Here is a 17,636-nt window from a genome sequence, read left to right on the forward strand (position 1 = left end):
AAAAATTATTTTTTACCAGCAATCGCTTTACGCGGACCTTTGCGGGTACGAGCGTTTGTGCGAGTGCGTTGACCACGACAAGGCAAACCTCGACGATGACGGAAACCACGGTAACAACCCATGTCCATCAATCGTTTGATGCTCATCGTTACCTCACGGCGCAAATCGCCTTCCACTTCATACTTGGCAACTTGTTCACGCAAAGCGTCTAATTGAGCCTCGTCCAAATCTTTTGCTTTTGTAGTGGGAGCAATATTTGCTGCCTCGCAAATTAATTTAGCACGAGTAGCACCGATACCATAAATAGCCTGCAAGCCAATTACGATATGTGCATTATTAGGGATATTTACCCCTGCAATACGAGCCATATTTTTTCCTTTAAACGGCAAAGTTCGTCACTATACCACAAAGTCTTGCTAAAAGAAAAGTTCCCTTAACCTTGACGCTGTTTGTGACGAGGATCAGTACAAATTACACGAACCACTCGATTACGACGGATAATCTTACAGTTGCGGCAAATTTTCTTTACAGACGGTTGTACACGCATTATCTTTCCTTATATCGTTTTATCTAGCTCGGAAGACAATCCGAGCTCGAGTTAAATCATAAGGTGTCAGTTCTACCGTCACCTTATCCCCAGGAGAGATCCGGATATAGTGCATACGCATTTTCCCGGAAATATGACCTAATACAATATGGTCATTCTCAAGCTTTACTTTAAAAGTTGCATTGGGCAAAGTCTCAAGGATTTCACCCTGCATCTGTATGGTATCTTCTTTAGCCATAAGCCTACTTACGTGATAAAGATTTCATATCTGGACGACTCATCAAATCTTCATACTGACTACTCATTACGTAGGAATTGATTTGCGTCCTAAAATCCATTGTAACGACAACCAAGATAAGCAAAGACGTTCCGCCTAAATAGAAAGGCACATTCAATGCTGTCGTTAAAAATTCAGGTATCAGACAGATTGTAGTGATATACAAAGCACCAAATAATGTCAGTCTCAGTACAACTTTTTCCAAATATCTAGAAGTTTGCTCACCTGGGCGAATACCAGGTACAAATGCACCACTTTTCTTCAAATTCTCAGCCATTTCTTTAGGGCTAAATACTAAAGCAGTATAGAAATAGCAGAAGAAGATAATAGTTGTTGCAAACAATGCAATATATAGAGGTTGCCCATGTTGTACCAGTGTCGATATTCTATGCAATATTGAATTAGTATCATTCAATCCAAACCAACCTAGAAGCGTTGATGGAAATAAAATAATACTAGATGCAAAAATAGGTGGAATGACACCCGCCATATTTAGCTTAAATGGCATATGAATACTTTGCCCTGACATCATACTAGAACCAAACTGCCTCTTAGCATAATGAATAGGAACCTTACGTTGAGCACTTTCAAAATATACTACAACATATATAAGCAATAATATTCCAAAAGTTATTAGAACAACAGTAAATGATTGAGACTTTGCCAATTCTAATAATCTAGCAATACCAGATGGAATACCCGATACAATACCTGCTGTAATAATTAAGGAAATACCATTACCAATACCTCGTTCGGTAATCTGCTCTCCTAACCACATTAGAAACATTGTACCTGTAACCAAACAAACAACTGTAGAAATATAAAACTCAAGCGTACTTGTTACAACTACACCTTGTTGATAAACAAATGTTGCAGCAGCAAAACTTTGAACTACAGCCAATAATACCGTCCCATACCTAGTATATTTCGTAATTATTTTCCTGCCAGCCTCTCCTTCTTTTTTTAAAGCTTTCAAAGAAGGGATAATCTCCGAAGCAAGCTGTACAATAATCGATGACGAAATATAAGGCATAATGCCAATTGCAAATATAGTAAAGCGCTCCAACGAACCACCCGAGAACATATTTAACATTCCGAATATGCCGTCACGAGCGCCTTGAAATAAATTAGCTAACGCAACAGCATCTACGCCCGGTACCGGTATATGAGCACCAATACGGAAAACGACTAAAGCTCCTAATAGAAACACTAGACGTTTTTTCAGATCTCCAAATTTGGATAATCCTGATAAAGATTGTTGATTAGCCACTATAGTGCAAGCCTTATTCTTCTACTTTGCCACCAGCAGCTTCAATTGCAGCTTTAGCACCTTTAGTAGCTTTTACACCTTTCAAGGTAACCGCTTTTGAAATTTCACCAGAAGCAATAACTTTTACATTAGAAGCAGTCGCAGGAATCAGACCAGCTTGTTTAAGAACCAAAACATCAATTTCGTTTACAGCAATCAGATTCAACTCACTCAAACGAACTTCAGCATTAGCGGCAGCAGTCAAAGATTTGAAACCACGCTTAGGTAGGCGACGTTGCAAAGGCATTTGACCACCTTCAAAACCTACCTTGTGGAAACCGCCAGCACGGCTTTTTTGACCTTTATGGCCACGACCACCTGTCTTACCCAGGCCACTACCAATACCACGGCCTACACGACGACTAGCGTGAGTAGCACCCTCAGCAGGTTGAATAGTATTCAAAAACATATTAAGACTCCACTTTCAACAAGTAGCTGATTTTATTAATCATACCACGGTTTTCAGGGGTATCTAAAACCTCTACTGTATGCTCACGATGACGCAAACCTAAACCACGAGCACATGCACGATGAGATTCAATTGTACCAATCAGGCTCTTCACCAATGTAACTTTAATCTTTTTTTGCTCAGTCATGGCTTGCTCCTAAAATGTCTTCTACTGTTAAGCCACGTTTAGCAGCAATATCTGCAGGTGTATACAACTTAGACAAGCCGTCTAATGTAGCTCGTACAATGTTATAAGGATTTGTAGAACCATGCACTTTAGCAGAAATGTTATGAATACCCATAGCATCAAAGACTAAGCGCATAGGACCACCTGCCTTTACACCACTACCTTCTTTAGCAGGTTGCATAAAGACTTTGGTAGCGCCATGACGTCCAATAACCTCATGATGAATCGTACCATTTTTTAGAGGTACTTTAATCATAGAGCGACGAGCCTGATCCATTGCTTTTTGAACAGCTACCGGCACTTCTTTTGACTTACCTTTGCCCATACCAATACGACCATCGCCATCACCAACAACTGTTAGCGCAGAGAAAGCCATGATACGGCCACCTTTAACTACTTTAGTTACGCGATTAACTGCGACCATTTTTTCAATCAGGCCGTCACCACGTTCTTCAATTTCATGTTTTGCCATCTGAAAGTCTCCAATTATTAGAAGCTTAAACCATTTTCACGTGCAGCTTCAGCCAAAGCTTTCACACGACCGTGATATTGGAAACCTGAACGATCAAAAGCAACTTTTTCTACACCTACTGCTTTAGCTTTCTCAGCAATGCGCTTTCCTACTACTGCAGCTGCCTCGACGTTGCTACCAGATTTCAGACTACCACGCACTTCAGCTTCCAATGTAGAGGCTTGAGCCAATACTTTATCACCTTCAGCACTAATTACTTGAGCATAAATATGATTATTGCTACGGAACACACATAATCTTACCATTTTCAAGTCCGCAATACGTGCACGGGTTTTGCGTGCACGACGGAGTCGGGTTGTATGTTTATCCATTAGTGAACCTCAATTATTTTTTCTTGGCTTCTTTCATCACTACTACTTCACCTACATAACGAACACCCTTACCTTTATAAGGTTCAGGAGAACGGAATGCACGAATTTCAGCAGCGACTTGACCAACTACTTGTTTATCTGCACCAGTCAAAACGATCTCTGTTTGGCTAGGAGTTTGAACAGAAACGCCTTCTGGCATTTCATATACGATTGGATGAGAAAAACCCAGAGACAAATTCAAAACTTTGCCTTGAGCTTGAGCGCGATAACCCACACCAATCAATTGTAGTTTTTTCTCAAAACCTTCTGAAACACCTTTGACCATATTATTAACTAATGCACGAGCAGTCCCTGACATAGCATTTGCCTGCTTACTGTCATTTTTTGCAGCAAAAGTCAATTTGCCATCGTTCAGTTCAATGGCTACATCAGAATGCAAAGGAAAGGACAACTCGCCATTCTTACCCTTGATAACCAATGCTTCTGTTCCAAATTTTACTTCTACACCAGCAGGAACAGTCACTGGGTTTTTTGCGACACGTGACATTTACTTTTCTCCACTAGGCTACGATGCACAACAACTCACCACCAACACCCTCAGAACGAGCCTTGCGGTCAGTCATCACACCTTTAGAAGTACTAACAATAGCGATACCCAAGCCATTCATAACATTAGGAATTTCGCTAGAAGCTTTGTAAATACGCAAACCTGGACGTGAAACACGTTTAATTTGCTCAATCACAGGGCGACCTGCATAGTATTTCAATTGAATTTCCAATACCGGCTTCGCATCAGCAGAAACCGAAAAATCCTCGATATAACCTTCTTCTTTCAAGACTTTTGCAATTGCACACTTTAATTTGGAAGAAGGCATGGCAACTACTACCTTATTGGCACGTTGCGCATTACGAATACGAGTCAACATATCGGAAATAGGATCATGCATACTCATTATTAATACTCCTATTACCAGCTAGCTTTAACAACACCCGGAATCTCGCCACGCATAGCGATTTCACGGATTTTAATACGACCCAAACCGAATTTACGGAAAGTACCACGAGGACGACCTGTCAAAGCACAACGACGACGTTGACGTACAGGAGCTGCATTACGTGGAATGGATTGGAATTTCAGACGAGCTTCAAAACGCTCTTCTTCAGTTGCATTCGCATCATTAATAACAGCAAAAATTGCCTCACGTTTGGCTGCAAACTTTTTCGCCAAAGCTTGACGTTTTAGCTCACGATTAATAAGTGCTTTCTTAGCCATGATTATCCTTTAAACGGAAACTTGAACAGTGACAATAAAGCTTTAGCTTCTTCATCAGTTTTTGCAGTAGTTGTAATAGTAATATTCAAACCACGCAAAGCATCAATTTTATCGTATTCAATTTCCGGGAAAATGATTTGCTCGCGAACACCCATATTGTAATTACCACGGCCATCAAAAGATTTGCCACTTACACCACGGAAGTCACGCACTCGAGGTAATGCAATAGTAATCAAACGATCCAAAAATTCGAACATTTGATCACGACGCAGTGTTACTTTGCAACCCACAGGATAATTATCACGAATTTTAAAGCCAGCGATAGATTTACGAGCAACAGTAACTACTGGTTTTTGACCAGCAATTTTTTCCAAATCAGATACAGCATGCTCCATAACTTTTTTATCAGCAACAGCCTCTCCAACCCCCATATTTAAAGTGATTTTTTCAATACGAGGAACTTCCATTACTGACTTGTAACCAAACTGTTTAACCAATTCAGGAACAACTGTATCTTTATAAAACTCTCTCAAACGAGCCATGTTATCTCCTTATGCTCCAATAACAGAGCCATTTGATTTGAAGAAACGAACGCGCTTCACTTTGCCTTCATTTTCAATCAGTTTAATACCAACACGGTCTGCTTTATTAGTTTCAGGATTCAGGATTGCAACATTAGAAATATCCAACGGCATTTCTTTCGAAACAATACCACCCTCAATACCACGCATCGGATTAGGTTTTTGGTGACGTTTAACAACGTTAACACCTTCAACAACAACTTTACCATCCAATACGCGAACTACTTGACCTTGCTTACCTTTATCCTTACCAGTGATCACAACAACTTGGTCACCTTTAATGATTTTATTCATCGCGCTATTCCTTATAACACTTCAGGCGCCAATGAAACGATTTTCATAAATCGCTCAGTACGCAACTCACGGGTTACCGGACCAAAAATACGGGTACCCAGAGGTTCAAGTTTATTGTTTAACAACACGGCGGCGTTGTTATCGAATTTAATCAACGCACCATCAGGACGACGCACACCTTTAGCAGTACGAACAACAACTGCATTGTACACATCACCTTTTTTGACACGACCACGCGGGGCCGCATCTTTAACTGCGACTTTAATAATATCGCCAACAGAAGCGTAGCGACGCTTAGATCCGCCCAATACCTTGATACACATCACGCGACGCGCACCAGAGTTATCAGCCACATCTAAGATGGTCTGCATTTGAATCATATTAGTACCTTTAAATTAACCAACTTAATTTACCATTTTCATATAGCTCGCTCACCTATTTGAATTAAGCTAACTAAATGAAACCATCACGGTTCTAGTAAACCAGTCTTGGATCCCGAAGGGAAGAAACTTCCAGAAGAAACTGAAAGATAAGAAACGAAGTTTACACGCAAATTCACTTTGGCGCAACACTTCGTTTCTTATTGAAGCCAACTGTCTTAAATTTTAAACAGTACGTGCTTTTTCAACCAGTTCTTTAACAACCCAAGATTTGGTTTTTGACAGTGGACGTGATTCCGCAATTACTACTACATCACCAATTCCATATTGATTATTTTCATCATGGGCATGGATTTTAGTTGATAAACGGATGATTTTACCGTACAGAGGGTGTTTCACTTTACGCTCAACCAGCACTGTAACAGTTTTGTCCATTTTGTCGCTTACCACTTTGCCTTGCAAAGTACGAACATTTTTATTTTCGCTCATTACTTAGCACCTTTTTCAGTTAAAATGGTTTTAATACGAGCAATATCGCGACGTACACGTTTTAATTCGCTTGGTTTACCCAATTGACCAGTTGCGTTTTGCATACGTAAGCCAAACTGAGCTTTCAACAAGTCCAACAAATCTGCATTTAATTGCTCAATAGATTTGTCTTTCAATTCATTTGCTTTCATTATTGACCTACCTGTCTTACTACAAAGGTCGTAGGAATAGGCAATTTGGCAGCAGCCAATTCAAATGCTTCACGAGCCAAAGCCTCTGGAACACCGTCCATTTCATACAACACTTTGCCTGGTTTGATTTCGGCAATGTAATATTCCACGTTACCTTTACCGCCACCCATACGAACTTGAATAGGTTTTTCAGTAATTGGTTTATCAGGGAATACACGAATCCAAATACGACCACCACGTTTAATGTGGCGAGTCATTGTACGACGAGCAGCTTCGATTTGGCGGGCAGTCAAACGACCACGACCAACGGCTTTCAAACCGAACTCACCGAAACTTACTTTGTTACCGCGAGTAGCAATACCAGTATTGCGACCTTTTTGTTGCTTGCGGTATTTCAGTCTAGTTGGCTGCAGCATTACGTCCACCTGCCTTTCTTTGTTTCTTTTCATGCTCAGGCTTAGCCGAAGTCTTTACATTGCCTTCAGTATAGACCCAAACTTTCAAACCCAGCACGCCATAAGTAGTATGAGCTTCGCTAGTTGCATAATCTACGTTTGCACGCAAAGTATGCAGCGGTACACGACCTTCGCGATACCATTCGCTACGGGCAATATCTGCACCGTTCAGACGACCAGAGGTCATAATCTTGATGCCTTTTGCACCTGAACGCATAGCATTTTGCATTGCGCGCTTCATAGCACGGCGGAATTGAACACGTTTTTCTAATTGCTGTGCAATACCATCAGCAATAATTTGCGCATCCAATTCAGGTTTACGGATTTCTTCAATATTAACATGAACGGGCACACCCATCAGGGCTTGCAAATCACGTTTCAGAACTTCGATATCCTCACCTTTTTTACCAATTACAACACCCGGACGGGCAGAGTGGATGGTAATACGTGCAGATTTTGCAGGACGTTCAATAACTACGCGACCAACAGAAGCATTCGCCAATTTTTTACGCAGGTAGTTACGAACATCAATGTCTTGTTTCAAAACAGCAGAAAAGTCGGTGCTTTTAGCAAACCATTTTGAAGCCCAGTCTTTAGTTACCGCCAGGCGAAAGCCTGTAGGGTTAATCTTTTGTCCCATAGCTTTTCCTTAGTTGCCCACTGTCACGTTGATATGACAAGTTTGTTTTTCAATGCGGTTACCGCGACCTTTGGCACGAGCTTGGAAACGTTTCAAGCTTGGACCTTTGTCAACAAAGATAGTTACCACTTTCAACTCATCAATGTCGGCACCGTTATTGTGCTCGGCATTAGCAATAGCTGATTCCAATACTTTTTTAATCAACTCAGCACCTTTTTTAGGGCTGAAAGTCAAAATATTCAAAGCTTGGGCAACGTCTTTACCACGAATCAAATCAGCTACCAAACGAGCTTTTTGAGCTGAAATACGGGCATTTTTATGTTGTGCATTTACTCTCATGATTCACCTTATTTCTTTTTAGCCTTTTTATCAGCCAAGTGGCCTTTAAAGGTACGGGTCAATGAGAATTCACCTAATTTATGACCAACCATGTTATCGCTGATAAACACAGGCACATGGGTGCGGCCGTTGTGCACAGCAATGGTCAGACCGATAAAATCAGGCAGAATGGTAGAACGACGAGACCAAGTTTTAATCGGGCGCTTGTCGTTGCTTGCACGAGCAGCATCTACTTTTTTCAGCAAATGCAGGTCTACATATGGGCCTTTTTTCAATGAACGAGCCATACTAATTAACCTTTATTTGAGTAACGACGACGAACAATCATGTTATCCGTGCGTTTGTTATTACGAGTGCGGTAGCCTTTAGCAGGAGTACCCCATGGGCTAACCGGTTCGCGAGCTTCACCGGTACGACCTTCACCACCACCATGCGGGTGATCGACAGGGTTCATGACAACACCACGAACGGTCGGACGAATACCGCGCCAACGATTGGCACCGGCTTTACCGATTTTCTTCAGGCTTTGCTCTTCGTTACCGACTTCACCGATGGTTGCACGGCAATCTACGTTGATTTTACGAACTTCGCCAGAGCGCAGACGGACTTGAGCGTATGCACCTTCTTTAGCCAACAATACCGCAGAAGCACCGGCAGAACGTGCAATTTGAGCACCTTTGCCAGGTTTCATTTCGATACAGTGGATAGTTGTACCAACGGGGATGTTGCGGATCGGCAGGGTGTTACCTACTTTGATGGCAGCTTCAGCACCGGAAACCAATACAGCACCGGCTTGAATACCGCGAGGAGCGATGATGTAGCGACGCTCACCGTCTGCATAGCACAACAGTGCAATGAAGGCAGTACGGTTAGGATCGTATTCAATACGCTCTACTTTTGCAGGGATACCGTCTTTGTTACGTTTAAAGTCTACAACACGGTAATGGTGTTTATGACCGCCCCCTTTGTGACGGGTGGTGATATGACCATTATTGTTACGACCGGCAGTAGAATTTTTCTTTTCGAGCAAAGGTGCATAAGGCGCACCTTTGTGCAAACCTTCTGTTACCACGCGAACCATGCCGCGACGGCCTGCAGAAGTTGGCTTCATTTTAACAATTGCCATTTTGTTTATTCCTTATCTGCAGCTGCAGCAGCGGCTTCCAAATCCAACTCTTGACCGGCAGCCAAGCTTACATAAGCTTTTTTAACATCGCTGCGGCGGCCCAAAGTACGACCAAAACGCTTAGTTTTACCTTTAGTGGTAACGGTAGTTACAGAAGCAACTTGAACACCGAACAGCAGCTCAACAGCCGCTTTGATTTCAGGTTTGGTTGCATTTGCCAAAACTTTAAACGTCATTTGGTTGCGTTTTTCAGCCAATACGTTGCTTTTTTCAGAAACGATAGGTGCCAAAATCACTTGAGTCAAACGTTGTTGATTCATACCCATTGCTCCTCTAATTGTGCAACTGCATCTTTAGTGATGATTACTTTTTTGTAACGCAGCAAGCTGTAAGGATCAACTTGTTGAGCTTCCAAAACCAACACGTTTGGCAAGTTGCGTGAAGCCAAGTAAACATTCTCATCGAGCTGTTTGGTTACAAACAGCACTTGCTCCAGACCCAGATTTTTCACTTGTTCAGCAAAAACTTTGGTTTTAGGAGTTTCAGCAGTCAACGCTTCGATCGCAAACAAACGCTCGTCACGGGCCAATTGGGACAGGATAGTCGCCATACCGGCACGGTACATTTTACGGTTTACTTTTTGAGTGAAGTTTTCGTCGGGTTTGTTCGGGAACGCACGACCACCTTTACGCCACAGCGGAGAAGAAGTCATACCGGAACGGGCACGGCCGGTACCTTTTTGGCGCCATGGTTTTTTGGTTGAGTGTTTTACTTCGGCACGGGTTTTTTGAGCACGGTTGCCAGAGCGGGCGTTTGCCAAGTAGGCATTTACCAGCTGATGAACCAACGCTTCATTGTATTCGCGAGCGAACAAAGCATCAGAAACAGACAGACTGCCTGAAACTTGTCCTTTAGCGTCAATTACTTTCAATTCCATTACGCACCTACTTTCACGCTAGGACGAACTACAACATCGCTGTTGACCGCACCCGGAACAGCACCCTTAACCAACAGCAGTTGGCGTTCTGCATCAACACGGACAACTTCCAGTTTTTGGACAGTTGCTTTGGTGTTGCCGTATTGACCGGCCATGCGTTTACCGGGGAACACGCGACCTGGGTCTTGCGCCATACCGATAGAGCCTGGAACACGGTGAGAACGGGAGTTACCGTGGGAAGTGCGTTGGGCACCGAAGTTATGACGTTTGATCGTACCGGAGAAACCTTTACCTTTAGAGGTACCGGTTACATCAACCAGTTGACCGACTTCAAACATAGAAACGGTGATTTCGTCACCGGCTTTCAATTCAGCCAGTTTTTCTTCAGTCAAAGCAAACTCGATCAAACCGCGACCGGCTTCAACACCTGCTTTTGCAAAGTGTCCGGCTTCGGCTTTGTTGACACGGTTAGCTTTTTTCTGACCAAAGGTAACTTGAACGGCGGTATAGCCGTCAGCATCTTTGGATTTTACTTGTGTAACGCGGTTGGCAGACATATCCAAAACGGTTACCGGAACAGAAACACCCTGTTCGTCGAACACGCGGGTCATACCAACTTTGCGTCCAACCAGACCTAAAGTCATGATTATTTTCCTTTTAAAGTAAAGGGGCGGGCTACGATTGGCCTGCCTTCGGACAATGATAAAACTTGGCACAAATGTACCAAGTCCGCCATTATAATCGACAAATCAAGCAAATACCAATATTTTTTTAACACAGGGGCTTACTCGTGCTTTTTATCTCTATAAATCTATATTTCGCCGTCTATATATCCGAGGGAAGCGGTGTGTTGTTTACACACAAATCACCTTCCATATTTAACAAAAGGCCGTCTGAAAACCACAATCAATGGTTTTCAGACGACCTTTTATCCTACCGATACATTCAAACAACGGTCTATTTCGCTTTATCTCCGTTCCAAGGTGCAACTTTAAACAGCAACAACATGCCTGGAATCCCCAATATGAAACACAGCCAGAAGAAATTGACGTAGCCCATCGCTTCAATCAGAAACCCTGCTGTCGCATTCATAAACGTACGCGGTACGGCGGATAGGCTGGACAGCAGCGCAAACTGCGTGGCGGTAAATGCGGTATTGGTTTGTTGCGCCATATACGACACAAATGCCACCGTACCCAAGCCGACACCTACTGCCTCGGCAGCAATGACGACTGCCAACATGGTTCGTTCTGATGCACCCACATGCTCGAAATGTCCGAAACTTGCCAGCCACGCAAAACCTAAAATCGTCACCCATTGCACCAAACCCAAAAGCCACAATGCACGGTTCACGCCTAATTTGTTTACCCAAATGCCGCCGATAATCCCGAAAATCACCGCCGGCCACAATCCCGCGTTTTTCGCAATCAGTCCGATGTCGGTCTTGGAGAAACCCATGTCGATATAAAACGGTGTTGCTAAGGCGGTTGCCATGCTGTCACCCAGTTTATACAGCAAGATAAACGCCAAAATAATCAGTGCCTGCGTAACGCTTTGACGGGTAAAGAAATCGCGGAACGGCTCGATAACGGTATCTTTCAATCCTTTTGCACCGACGGGTTGTTGTGCTGGTTCTCGCGCGACAAATAAAGTAGCCAATAAACCCGGAATCATGAATAGCGCGGTAATGACGAATACAGATGACCAAGGCATCCTATCGGCTAAAATCAGACTTAATGAAGCCGGAATCAGAGAGGAAATACGATAAGCATTTACATACAGCGAGTTACCCAAAACCAACTCTTCATCGGACAACACTTCTCGGCGGAAAGCATCGATCACAATATCCTGACTGGCGGAAAAAAACGCCACTACCAAAGACAGCCCCAAAATAATCGACAAATGTTCTTGCGGGCGGACAAACGCGTAGGCAGCCAAAAGCAACAAAAGCGCGATCTGCATCACCAACATCCAACCGCGCCGCAAACCTAAAAACGGCAGGCGTACAGAGTCCATGAGCGGAGACCAGATAAATTTCCAAGTGTAGGGAAAACCGATCAGGGCAAACAGGCCAATGGTTTTCAAATCAACATGTTCGCTGCGCAGCCATGCCGGAATCAGGCTGTATAGGAAATAAAGCGGCAGTCCCGATGTGAAGCCCGTAAAAATACAGATCAGCATATTGCGCGAAAAAGTCTGCTGCATAGTGCTTGGTTGGGAATCAGTCATAATGGATGAGCAACATCAAAAAGAAAGGCGCATTGTAACAAATCCTGTTCAAACAAACTTTAAACTATGCATAATAATCAAAAAGGTCGTCTGAAAACCCGAAATCCGATTTTCAGACGACCTGTCTTGGTTGCGTCAGCGGTTTACGCCGCTTTCTTTTCGCGTATCGGCAGGTTCAGCAAAGCCGCCGTCCCCGCCAACACCGCGTCGGCATACCACATCCAGCCGTAATCGTTGAACCGGTAAATCACGATGCCGCCGATATACGAGCCTAAAAAGCCGCCGATTTGGTGGCTCAACATCGTCAGTCCGAACAGCGTCGCCAGATAGCGCGTGCCGAACAGTTTGCCCGTAATCGCAGCGGTCGGGGCGACGGTAGCGAGCCAAGTGAAGCCCAGCGCGGCGGCGAAAATGTAGAAATTGACGTCGGTTCTCGGGGCGGCAAGGTATATCAGCACCATCGCCACACGCGAGGCGTAGAGTCCGAACAAAACATATTTGCCCAAAAACCGCCCCGTACACCAGCCCGAAAAAATGCAGCCCGCAATGTTCGCCAAGCCGATAATCGCAATCGAAGTCGAAGCGACCGAAGCAGGCAAGCCGCAGAGCGCGATTTCGTTGGGCAGGTGGGTCACTAAAAACGCGATGTGGAAACCGCAGGTAAAAAAGCCCAAGTGCAGCAGGATGTAGCTGCGGTCTTTAAACGCCGCTTTGACTGCCTGCCCCAGCGATTGCCCGTTTTCAGACGACGTGTGGTGCGTGGCGACAGCGTTTTTGCCGCCCGCCAGCCACCACGAAATCGGCAGGATTAAAAGCGCAATCCCGCCCCAAACATAAAACGTCCCCGTCCAGCCGACGGCGGGCAACACCAGCAAACCCTGCACCAGCGGCGCAAACAGAAACTGCCCCGCCGAACCGCCTGCGTTGACCAGACCCGAAGCCAAACCGCGTTTGTGCGGCGGCACTTTCGCCGCGACCTGCCCCATGATGATGGAGAAACCACCCGCGCCCGTTCCGAATGCAAAAAGCAGCCCGATTGCCAGCATCAGCCCCCAATAAGTCGGCATCTGCGGCACCATCAGGCAGGCACAGACCAACAGCAACGCGCCGCCGCCCAAAACCTTAAACGCGCCGAAGCGGTCGGCAAGCGCGCCGGAAAGCGGCTGGGACACGCCCCACATCAACTGGAAAACGGCAATAATCAGGCTGAACTCTTGGATACTCAGCTCGGTAGAGTCGACGACGGGGCGGACAAACAGTCCCATAGTCATGCGCATACCGATGGTAATCAGCAGGATGGCGGCGGCAGCGGCGGTCACCAGCCAAAGGTTGGGGGATTTTTGCTGTGTGTGGGTCATGGTTATGGTTTGTTTCTATTGGAAAATGCCGTTCAATCAACCGGCAAAACGACGGATTTTAACAAACGGGCTGACGCAGGCTAAATAACTCCTGATGCTTTGGATATAGCCAAAACCTCTATCCGCGCCGCATTGACCGTTCTCCTTTACCTGCAAGGCAGGACATGGAACATGGACGGAAATTCAGTGCGTAAAGAACGGCAAAGGTCGTCTGAAAACCCGAAATCCGATTTTCAGACGACCTTCAACCGAGAATCCCCCAACCAACCCGTACCCGCGGCTTGAAATGACACTCTCGGACAGTTGATTAAGGAGAAGTAGCATGAAAATAATCAGGGATATTGCGATATGGATAGCGATAACGGTTTGGATTAATTTTTATCCCGACCGTTACCGCTACGATACCGTTCCGCAAGGACGGCACGGATACTGGCACATCAATCATCCTTGGTATCCCTATGCCCGTTTTTTGTTGCCGCTGCTTCTTGCTGTCTGGATTGCCTATAAACATTGTCAAAAAAGAAAATAGGTTGGACTGCATACAAAAGGTCGTCTGAAACCGGATTTAGGGTTTCAGACGACCTTTTTGTCGATTCGGGCATCTTAACGATGCCCTCTTCTTTCAGCCTTCAGTCTTTACGCGTTTCCACCAAGACCATTTCGGTGGCAGCAACGGGTTCGGCTTCGACTTTCGGCACGTCCGCGCGGCGCAGGCCGGATTCGGGTTCGGGCTGCACCTGTTTGGCAAAGGCGGCGACGGCTTCGGGATTGGTTTCGACAAACACCAAACCGCCTAAGTCGGGCATCGCGGCAACGGCAGGGACAGTTTCTTCCGGCTCGGTCGCTTCCGCTTGGCCTGCTTCCGGCGCAGTTTGCGGTTCGGATTCTGCTGCTTGGGAGGCTGCGGCGGCCGCTGCTGCTGCGGCAAGGGCTTCGATGGCGGCGGCGGCTTCGCGTTCGGCTTTCCAAACGACCAGCTCTTCCTCCATTTCAACGACGGCTTCGGCTTCACCTTCGGCAGGGACGGCGGTCATCGGTTGGTAGCCGTCTTCGGTTTCGATGGCGAACACGGAAGTCGGGGTTTCTTCAACGCTGCCGATGGCGGAGTCGATGATGCTGCATTCGTCGTCGGTGCTGTCTTCGATCAGGATGCCGCTGTCCGCTTCTTCGCCTTCGATGGAGAACACGAAGGCTTCTTCAGTGGCCGCAACGGGTTCGGAAACGACGACAACCAAAGGCTCGCCGCTATCCTCGGGAGCGGGGATGGTTACGGCAAACGGTTCTTCTTCGACAGGCTCACCCATGACGTGCGCGGCGGCAAAGCGGACTTTGTCGGCGGTATCGTGAATATTCAGGTACTGCTCGATTTTGGCGGCAGACGGAATATTGCGTTTTTTACCGTTTTGACGGCGGTCGCGCTGATTGTTGCGTTCGCGGCGGTCGCGTTGGTTGTTGCGCTCGCGTTGGCGGCGTTCGTTGCCTTTCGGTGCATCGTTATCGGCGGTTTGCACGCCCTCTTCCGCTACGCTGTCCACTGCTTTGGACAAGGTTTCTTCCGCGCGGATGTCCGCTTGTTCGCGGTTGCGTTCGTTACGGTTGTTGTTGCGGCGGCGTTTGCTGCCTTGTGCCTGCTCGCCCGAACGGGATTCGTTTTCAGACGACGTTGCGGCGGCGAGTGCTTGGACTTCGAGGTTTTCGGCTTCCGCGGCGGCGTTGCGCTCGTTTTGGCGGTTGCGGCTGCGGCGGTTGTCTTTGGCGTTGCGGGTTTCGTTTTCCGCTGCCTGATTGTCCGCTGCTTTGTCTTTGAAGTCCGCCACTTCGCGCACTTCTACCTTGCTGCCGTCGTGCCTATTGTTGCGGCGCGGGTTTTGGCGGCGGTTGTTTGCGCGGCGGTTGCCGGAATTACCGTTGCGGTTGTTGCCGTTTGAAGTGCGTTTTTCCGCCACTTCGGCAACAGGCGCGGTTTCGGTTGCGGTATTGCCGCCGAAAATGCGTTTGAGCCATGCTTTGAAGGTATCCCACCATGAACCGCTTTTCTGCTCGGATACGGTCGGGGCAGGCTGGGTATGGCGCACGCCTTTGACGGCGGGTTCGGGACGGGCGGCTTTGGCTCTTTCGCTGCCGAAAGGTTTGGCGGATTCGTCTTCTTCCGGCTCGACAACGCGTTTGTAGCTCGGTTCGCCGTCTTCTTCTACGTCGTCGATGCGGATGCGGTTGATTTCGTAGTGCGGGTTTTCCAAGTGGATATTCGGAATCAGGACGACGTTGACGTCCAAACGCTCTTCCATCGCAAACAGCTCGGCGCGTTTTTCGTTCAGCAGGAAGGTGGCGACATCGACGGGCACTTGCGCATGCACTTCGCCGGTGTTGTCTTTCATCGCTTCTTCTTGAATGATGCGCAAAACGTGCAGGGCGGTCGATTCGATGCCTCGGATCACACCGGTACCGGCGCAGCGCGGGCAGGCGACATGGCTGCTTTCGCCCAAGGCGGGTTTCAGGCGTTGGCGGCTCAATTCCAAGAGGCCGAAGCGGGAAAGTTTGCCCATTTGCACACGGGCGCGGTCTTTTTTGAGCGCGTCGCGCAGGACGTTTTCAACATCGCGCTGGTGCTTGGGGTTTTCCATGTCGATGAAGTCGATGACGACCAAACCGCCCAAGTCGCGCAAACGCATTTGGCGGGCGACTTCTTCGGCGGCTTCCATATTGGTTTTGAAGGCGGTGTCTTCAATGTCCGCGCCGCGTGTCGCGCGGGCGGAGTTGACATCGATGGAAACGAGGGCTTCGGTGTGGTCGATCACAATCGCGCCGCCGGAAGGCAGGCTGACGCTGCGGGCAAACGCGCTTTCGATTTGGTGTTCGATTTGGAAGCGGGAGAACAGCGGCGTGTGGTCTTCATAGAGTTTCAGACGACCTACGTTGCTCGGCATGACGTAGCTCATAAACTCGGCAACTTGGTCATAAACCTCTTGATTGTCCACCAGAATTTCGCCGATGTCGGGGCGGAAATAGTCGCGGATGGCGCGGATGAGCAGCGAGCTTTCCATGAAGAGGAGGTAGGGTTCGTGGTGCGCCTTGCCGGCTTCTTCGATGGCCTGCCAAAGCTGTTTGAGGTAGTTCAAATCCCATTCCAACTCTTCCGCGCTGCGGCCGATGCCGGCGGTGCGGGCGATGATGCTCATGCCGTTCGGAATGTCGAGTTCTGCCATAGCGGCTTTGAGTTCTTGACGCTCTTCACCTTCGATACGGCGGGATACGCCGCCGCCGCGCGGGTTGTTGGGCATCAATACCAAATAGCGTCCGGCAAGGCTGATGAAGGTGGTCAGCGCCGCGCCTTTGTTGCCGCGTTCGTCTTTTTCGACTTGGACGATGACTTCCATGCCTTCTTTGAGCACGTCTTGAATGCGCGCCCTGCCGCCTTCGTAATCTTGGAAATACGAACGCGATACTTCCTTAAACGGCAAAAAGCCGTGGCGGTCGGTTCCGTAATCTACGAAACACGCTTCCAGCGACGGCTCGATGCGGGTGATGATACCCTTATAAATATTACCTTTGCGCTGCTCTTTACCCAGCGTTTCGATGTCCAAATCCAAAAGGTTTTGCCCATCGACAATGGCAACGCGCAGCTCTTCGGCCTGCGTTGCATTGAACAACATTCTTTTCATAATCATTACCTCGCACAGGCGGGCAGCCTTTTCAGACGACCTGCCTGCTCTTTGTCAGACACTCTGCGAGG

27 protein-coding genes are annotated in these 17,636 nt (G+C 46.9%); all 27 read right to left on the reverse strand.

Translation table 11 applies throughout. The features are described 5' to 3' along the window. Positions 1-5: 5 nt before the first annotated feature. Positions 6-368, reverse strand: a complete 363-nt coding sequence (gene rpsM, locus MON37_RS10395; protein ID WP_003749295.1) for a 30S ribosomal protein S13 — start codon at positions 366-368, stop codon at positions 6-8. A gap of 65 nt (positions 369-433) precedes the next feature. Then, positions 434-547, reverse strand: a complete 114-nt coding sequence (gene rpmJ / locus MON37_RS10400; RefSeq protein ID WP_003697674.1) for a 50S ribosomal protein L36 — start codon at positions 545-547, stop codon at positions 434-436. 19 nt (positions 548-566) lie between these two features. Next, on the reverse strand, positions 567-785 hold the full coding sequence (infA, locus tag MON37_RS10405) for a translation initiation factor IF-1 (RefSeq protein ID WP_002215452.1): 219 nt from the start codon (positions 783-785) through the stop codon (positions 567-569). Between the two features lie 4 nt (positions 786-789). Beyond that, on the reverse strand, positions 790-2,094 hold the full coding sequence (gene secY, locus MON37_RS10410; protein WP_039408167.1) for a preprotein translocase subunit SecY: 1,305 nt from the start codon (positions 2,092-2,094) through the stop codon (positions 790-792). Between the two features lie 13 nt (positions 2,095-2,107). Beyond that, on the reverse strand, positions 2,108-2,542 hold the full coding sequence (gene rplO, locus MON37_RS10415; protein WP_003749291.1) for a 50S ribosomal protein L15: 435 nt from the start codon (positions 2,540-2,542) through the stop codon (positions 2,108-2,110). Position 2,543: 1 nt separating this feature from the next. Next, complete coding sequence (gene rpmD / locus MON37_RS10420; RefSeq protein ID WP_003759717.1) at positions 2,544-2,729, reverse strand: 50S ribosomal protein L30; 186 nt, start codon at positions 2,727-2,729, stop codon at positions 2,544-2,546. Continuing rightward, complete coding sequence (rpsE, locus tag MON37_RS10425; protein WP_003742903.1) at positions 2,722-3,240, reverse strand: 30S ribosomal protein S5; 519 nt, start codon at positions 3,238-3,240, stop codon at positions 2,722-2,724. The genes rpmD and rpsE overlap by 8 nt, the downstream gene beginning before the upstream one ends. Positions 3,241-3,257: 17 nt before the next feature. Continuing rightward, positions 3,258-3,611, reverse strand: coding sequence for a 50S ribosomal protein L18 (gene rplR / locus MON37_RS10430; RefSeq protein WP_009175230.1), 354 nt, complete (start codon positions 3,609-3,611; stop codon positions 3,258-3,260). Positions 3,612-3,624: 13 nt separating this feature from the next. Continuing rightward, a complete protein-coding gene (rplF, locus tag MON37_RS10435) occupies positions 3,625-4,158 on the reverse strand; it encodes a 50S ribosomal protein L6 (protein ID WP_039408163.1) in 534 nt (177 codons plus the stop codon). A 13-nt stretch (positions 4,159-4,171) separates the two neighbouring features. Next, complete coding sequence (gene rpsH / locus MON37_RS10440) at positions 4,172-4,564, reverse strand: 30S ribosomal protein S8 (RefSeq protein ID WP_003742898.1); 393 nt, start codon at positions 4,562-4,564, stop codon at positions 4,172-4,174. A 14-nt stretch (positions 4,565-4,578) separates the two neighbouring features. Further along, positions 4,579-4,884 carry a 30S ribosomal protein S14 gene (gene rpsN / locus MON37_RS10445; protein ID WP_003684736.1) on the reverse strand — a complete coding sequence of 102 codons (306 nt, stop codon included), beginning with the start codon at positions 4,882-4,884 and terminating at the stop codon, positions 4,579-4,581. Between the two features lie 2 nt (positions 4,885-4,886). Further along, positions 4,887-5,426, reverse strand: coding sequence for a 50S ribosomal protein L5 (gene rplE / locus MON37_RS10450; RefSeq protein ID WP_003684750.1), 540 nt, complete (start codon positions 5,424-5,426; stop codon positions 4,887-4,889). Between the two features lie 9 nt (positions 5,427-5,435). Next, entirely contained in the window at positions 5,436-5,759 is a 324-nt protein-coding gene (gene rplX / locus MON37_RS10455; RefSeq protein ID WP_039408157.1) for a 50S ribosomal protein L24, read from the reverse strand. 11 nt (positions 5,760-5,770) lie between these two features. Further along, complete coding sequence (rplN, locus tag MON37_RS10460) at positions 5,771-6,139, reverse strand: 50S ribosomal protein L14 (RefSeq protein ID WP_002215434.1); 369 nt, start codon at positions 6,137-6,139, stop codon at positions 5,771-5,773. Positions 6,140-6,364: 225 nt separating this feature from the next. Continuing rightward, on the reverse strand, positions 6,365-6,628 hold the full coding sequence (gene rpsQ, locus MON37_RS10465) for a 30S ribosomal protein S17 (protein WP_003707145.1): 264 nt from the start codon (positions 6,626-6,628) through the stop codon (positions 6,365-6,367). Then, on the reverse strand, positions 6,628-6,819 hold the full coding sequence (gene rpmC / locus MON37_RS10470) for a 50S ribosomal protein L29 (RefSeq protein ID WP_003675882.1): 192 nt from the start codon (positions 6,817-6,819) through the stop codon (positions 6,628-6,630). Before rpmC ends, rpsQ begins: the two co-directional genes overlap by 1 nt. After that, the gene (gene rplP / locus MON37_RS10475) at positions 6,819-7,235 is read right to left on the reverse strand and encodes a 50S ribosomal protein L16 (RefSeq protein ID WP_003675880.1); all 417 of its coding nucleotides are present in this window, start codon (positions 7,233-7,235) and stop codon (positions 6,819-6,821) included. Before rplP ends, rpmC begins: the two co-directional genes overlap by 1 nt. Then, entirely contained in the window at positions 7,219-7,914 is a 696-nt protein-coding gene (gene rpsC, locus MON37_RS10480) for a 30S ribosomal protein S3 (protein WP_003675878.1), read from the reverse strand. Before rpsC ends, rplP begins: the two co-directional genes overlap by 17 nt. A 9-nt stretch (positions 7,915-7,923) precedes the next feature. After that, the gene (rplV, locus tag MON37_RS10485) at positions 7,924-8,253 is read right to left on the reverse strand and encodes a 50S ribosomal protein L22 (RefSeq protein WP_003675877.1); all 330 of its coding nucleotides are present in this window, start codon (positions 8,251-8,253) and stop codon (positions 7,924-7,926) included. Between the two features lie 8 nt (positions 8,254-8,261). Further along, entirely contained in the window at positions 8,262-8,540 is a 279-nt protein-coding gene (gene rpsS, locus MON37_RS10490; protein WP_002215422.1) for a 30S ribosomal protein S19, read from the reverse strand. A gap of 5 nt (positions 8,541-8,545) precedes the next feature. Beyond that, positions 8,546-9,379, reverse strand: a complete 834-nt coding sequence (gene rplB, locus MON37_RS10495; RefSeq protein ID WP_003742892.1) for a 50S ribosomal protein L2 — start codon at positions 9,377-9,379, stop codon at positions 8,546-8,548. 5 nt (positions 9,380-9,384) lie between these two features. Further along, positions 9,385-9,699, reverse strand: coding sequence for a 50S ribosomal protein L23 (gene rplW / locus MON37_RS10500; protein WP_002231529.1), 315 nt, complete (start codon positions 9,697-9,699; stop codon positions 9,385-9,387). Beyond that, the gene (gene rplD, locus MON37_RS10505; RefSeq protein ID WP_002218573.1) at positions 9,696-10,316 is read right to left on the reverse strand and encodes a 50S ribosomal protein L4; all 621 of its coding nucleotides are present in this window, start codon (positions 10,314-10,316) and stop codon (positions 9,696-9,698) included. The genes rplW and rplD overlap by 4 nt, the downstream gene beginning before the upstream one ends. Then, the gene (gene rplC, locus MON37_RS10510) at positions 10,316-10,960 is read right to left on the reverse strand and encodes a 50S ribosomal protein L3 (RefSeq protein ID WP_003675875.1); all 645 of its coding nucleotides are present in this window, start codon (positions 10,958-10,960) and stop codon (positions 10,316-10,318) included. Before rplC ends, rplD begins: the two co-directional genes overlap by 1 nt. Before the next feature lie 313 nt (positions 10,961-11,273). Beyond that, on the reverse strand, positions 11,274-12,521 hold the full coding sequence (locus MON37_RS10515; RefSeq protein ID WP_039408057.1) for an AmpG family muropeptide MFS transporter: 1,248 nt from the start codon (positions 12,519-12,521) through the stop codon (positions 11,274-11,276). A gap of 167 nt (positions 12,522-12,688) precedes the next feature. Further along, on the reverse strand, positions 12,689-13,903 hold the full coding sequence (locus tag MON37_RS10520; protein ID WP_039408054.1) for an MFS transporter: 1,215 nt from the start codon (positions 13,901-13,903) through the stop codon (positions 12,689-12,691). Between the two features lie 629 nt (positions 13,904-14,532). After that, positions 14,533-17,565, reverse strand: a complete 3,033-nt coding sequence (locus MON37_RS10525) for an Rne/Rng family ribonuclease (RefSeq protein ID WP_203026006.1) — start codon at positions 17,563-17,565, stop codon at positions 14,533-14,535. Positions 17,566-17,636: the final 71 nt, after the last annotated feature.

It is taken from the genome of Morococcus cerebrosus (assembly GCF_022749515.1).
Classification (GTDB): domain Bacteria; phylum Pseudomonadota; class Gammaproteobacteria; order Burkholderiales; family Neisseriaceae; genus Neisseria; species Neisseria cerebrosa.

Bases quoted from the DNA above. Each gene is read 5' to 3' on its own strand.
- rpsM (WP_003749295.1), bottom strand. From the start codon at position 368: ATGGCTCGTATTGCAGGGGTAAATATCCCTAATAATGCACATATCGTA.
- rpmJ (WP_003697674.1), bottom strand. From the start codon at position 547: ATGCGTGTACAACCGTCTGTAAAGAAAATTTGCCGCAACTGTAAGATT.
- infA (WP_002215452.1), bottom strand. From the start codon at position 785: ATGGCTAAAGAAGATACCATACAGATGCAGGGTGAAATCCTTGAGACT.
- rplO (WP_003749291.1), bottom strand. From the start codon at position 2,542: ATGTTTTTGAATACTATTCAACCTGCTGAGGGTGCTACTCACGCTAGT.
- rpmD (WP_003759717.1), bottom strand. From the start codon at position 2,729: ATGACTGAGCAAAAAAAGATTAAAGTTACATTGGTGAAGAGCCTGATT.
- rpsE (WP_003742903.1), bottom strand. From the start codon at position 3,240: ATGGCAAAACATGAAATTGAAGAACGTGGTGACGGCCTGATTGAAAAA.
- rplR (WP_009175230.1), bottom strand. From the start codon at position 3,611: ATGGATAAACATACAACCCGACTCCGTCGTGCACGCAAAACCCGTGCA.
- rplF (WP_039408163.1), bottom strand. From the start codon at position 4,158: ATGTCACGTGTCGCAAAAAACCCAGTGACTGTTCCTGCTGGTGTAGAA.
- rpsH (WP_003742898.1), bottom strand. From the start codon at position 4,564: ATGAGTATGCATGATCCTATTTCCGATATGTTGACTCGTATTCGTAAT.
- rpsN (WP_003684736.1), bottom strand. From the start codon at position 4,884: ATGGCTAAGAAAGCACTTATTAATCGTGAGCTAAAACGTCAAGCTTTG.
- rplE (WP_003684750.1), bottom strand. From the start codon at position 5,426: ATGGCTCGTTTGAGAGAGTTTTATAAAGATACAGTTGTTCCTGAATTG.
- rplX (WP_039408157.1), bottom strand. From the start codon at position 5,759: ATGAATAAAATCATTAAAGGTGACCAAGTTGTTGTGATCACTGGTAAG.
- rplN (WP_002215434.1), bottom strand. From the start codon at position 6,139: ATGATTCAAATGCAGACCATCTTAGATGTGGCTGATAACTCTGGTGCG.
- rpsQ (WP_003707145.1), bottom strand. From the start codon at position 6,628: ATGAGCGAAAATAAAAATGTTCGTACTTTGCAAGGCAAAGTGGTAAGC.
- rpmC (WP_003675882.1), bottom strand. From the start codon at position 6,819: ATGAAAGCAAATGAATTGAAAGACAAATCTATTGAGCAATTAAATGCA.
- rplP (WP_003675880.1), bottom strand. From the start codon at position 7,235: ATGCTGCAGCCAACTAGACTGAAATACCGCAAGCAACAAAAAGGTCGC.
- rpsC (WP_003675878.1), bottom strand. From the start codon at position 7,914: ATGGGACAAAAGATTAACCCTACAGGCTTTCGCCTGGCGGTAACTAAA.
- rplV (WP_003675877.1), bottom strand. From the start codon at position 8,253: ATGAGAGTAAATGCACAACATAAAAATGCCCGTATTTCAGCTCAAAAA.
- rpsS (WP_002215422.1), bottom strand. From the start codon at position 8,540: ATGGCTCGTTCATTGAAAAAAGGCCCATATGTAGACCTGCATTTGCTG.
- rplB (WP_003742892.1), bottom strand. From the start codon at position 9,379: ATGGCAATTGTTAAAATGAAGCCAACTTCTGCAGGCCGTCGCGGCATG.
- rplW (WP_002231529.1), bottom strand. From the start codon at position 9,699: ATGAATCAACAACGTTTGACTCAAGTGATTTTGGCACCTATCGTTTCT.
- rplD (WP_002218573.1), bottom strand. From the start codon at position 10,316: ATGGAATTGAAAGTAATTGACGCTAAAGGACAAGTTTCAGGCAGTCTG.
- rplC (WP_003675875.1), bottom strand. From the start codon at position 10,960: ATGACTTTAGGTCTGGTTGGACGCAAAGTTGGTATGACCCGCGTGTTC.
- MON37_RS10515 (WP_039408057.1), bottom strand. From the start codon at position 12,521: ATGCAGCAGACTTTTTCGCGCAATATGCTGATCTGTATTTTTACGGGC.
- MON37_RS10520 (WP_039408054.1), bottom strand. From the start codon at position 13,903: ATGACCCACACACAGCAAAAATCCCCCAACCTTTGGCTGGTGACCGCC.
- MON37_RS10525 (WP_203026006.1), bottom strand. From the start codon at position 17,565: ATGAAAAGAATGTTGTTCAATGCAACGCAGGCCGAAGAGCTGCGCGTT.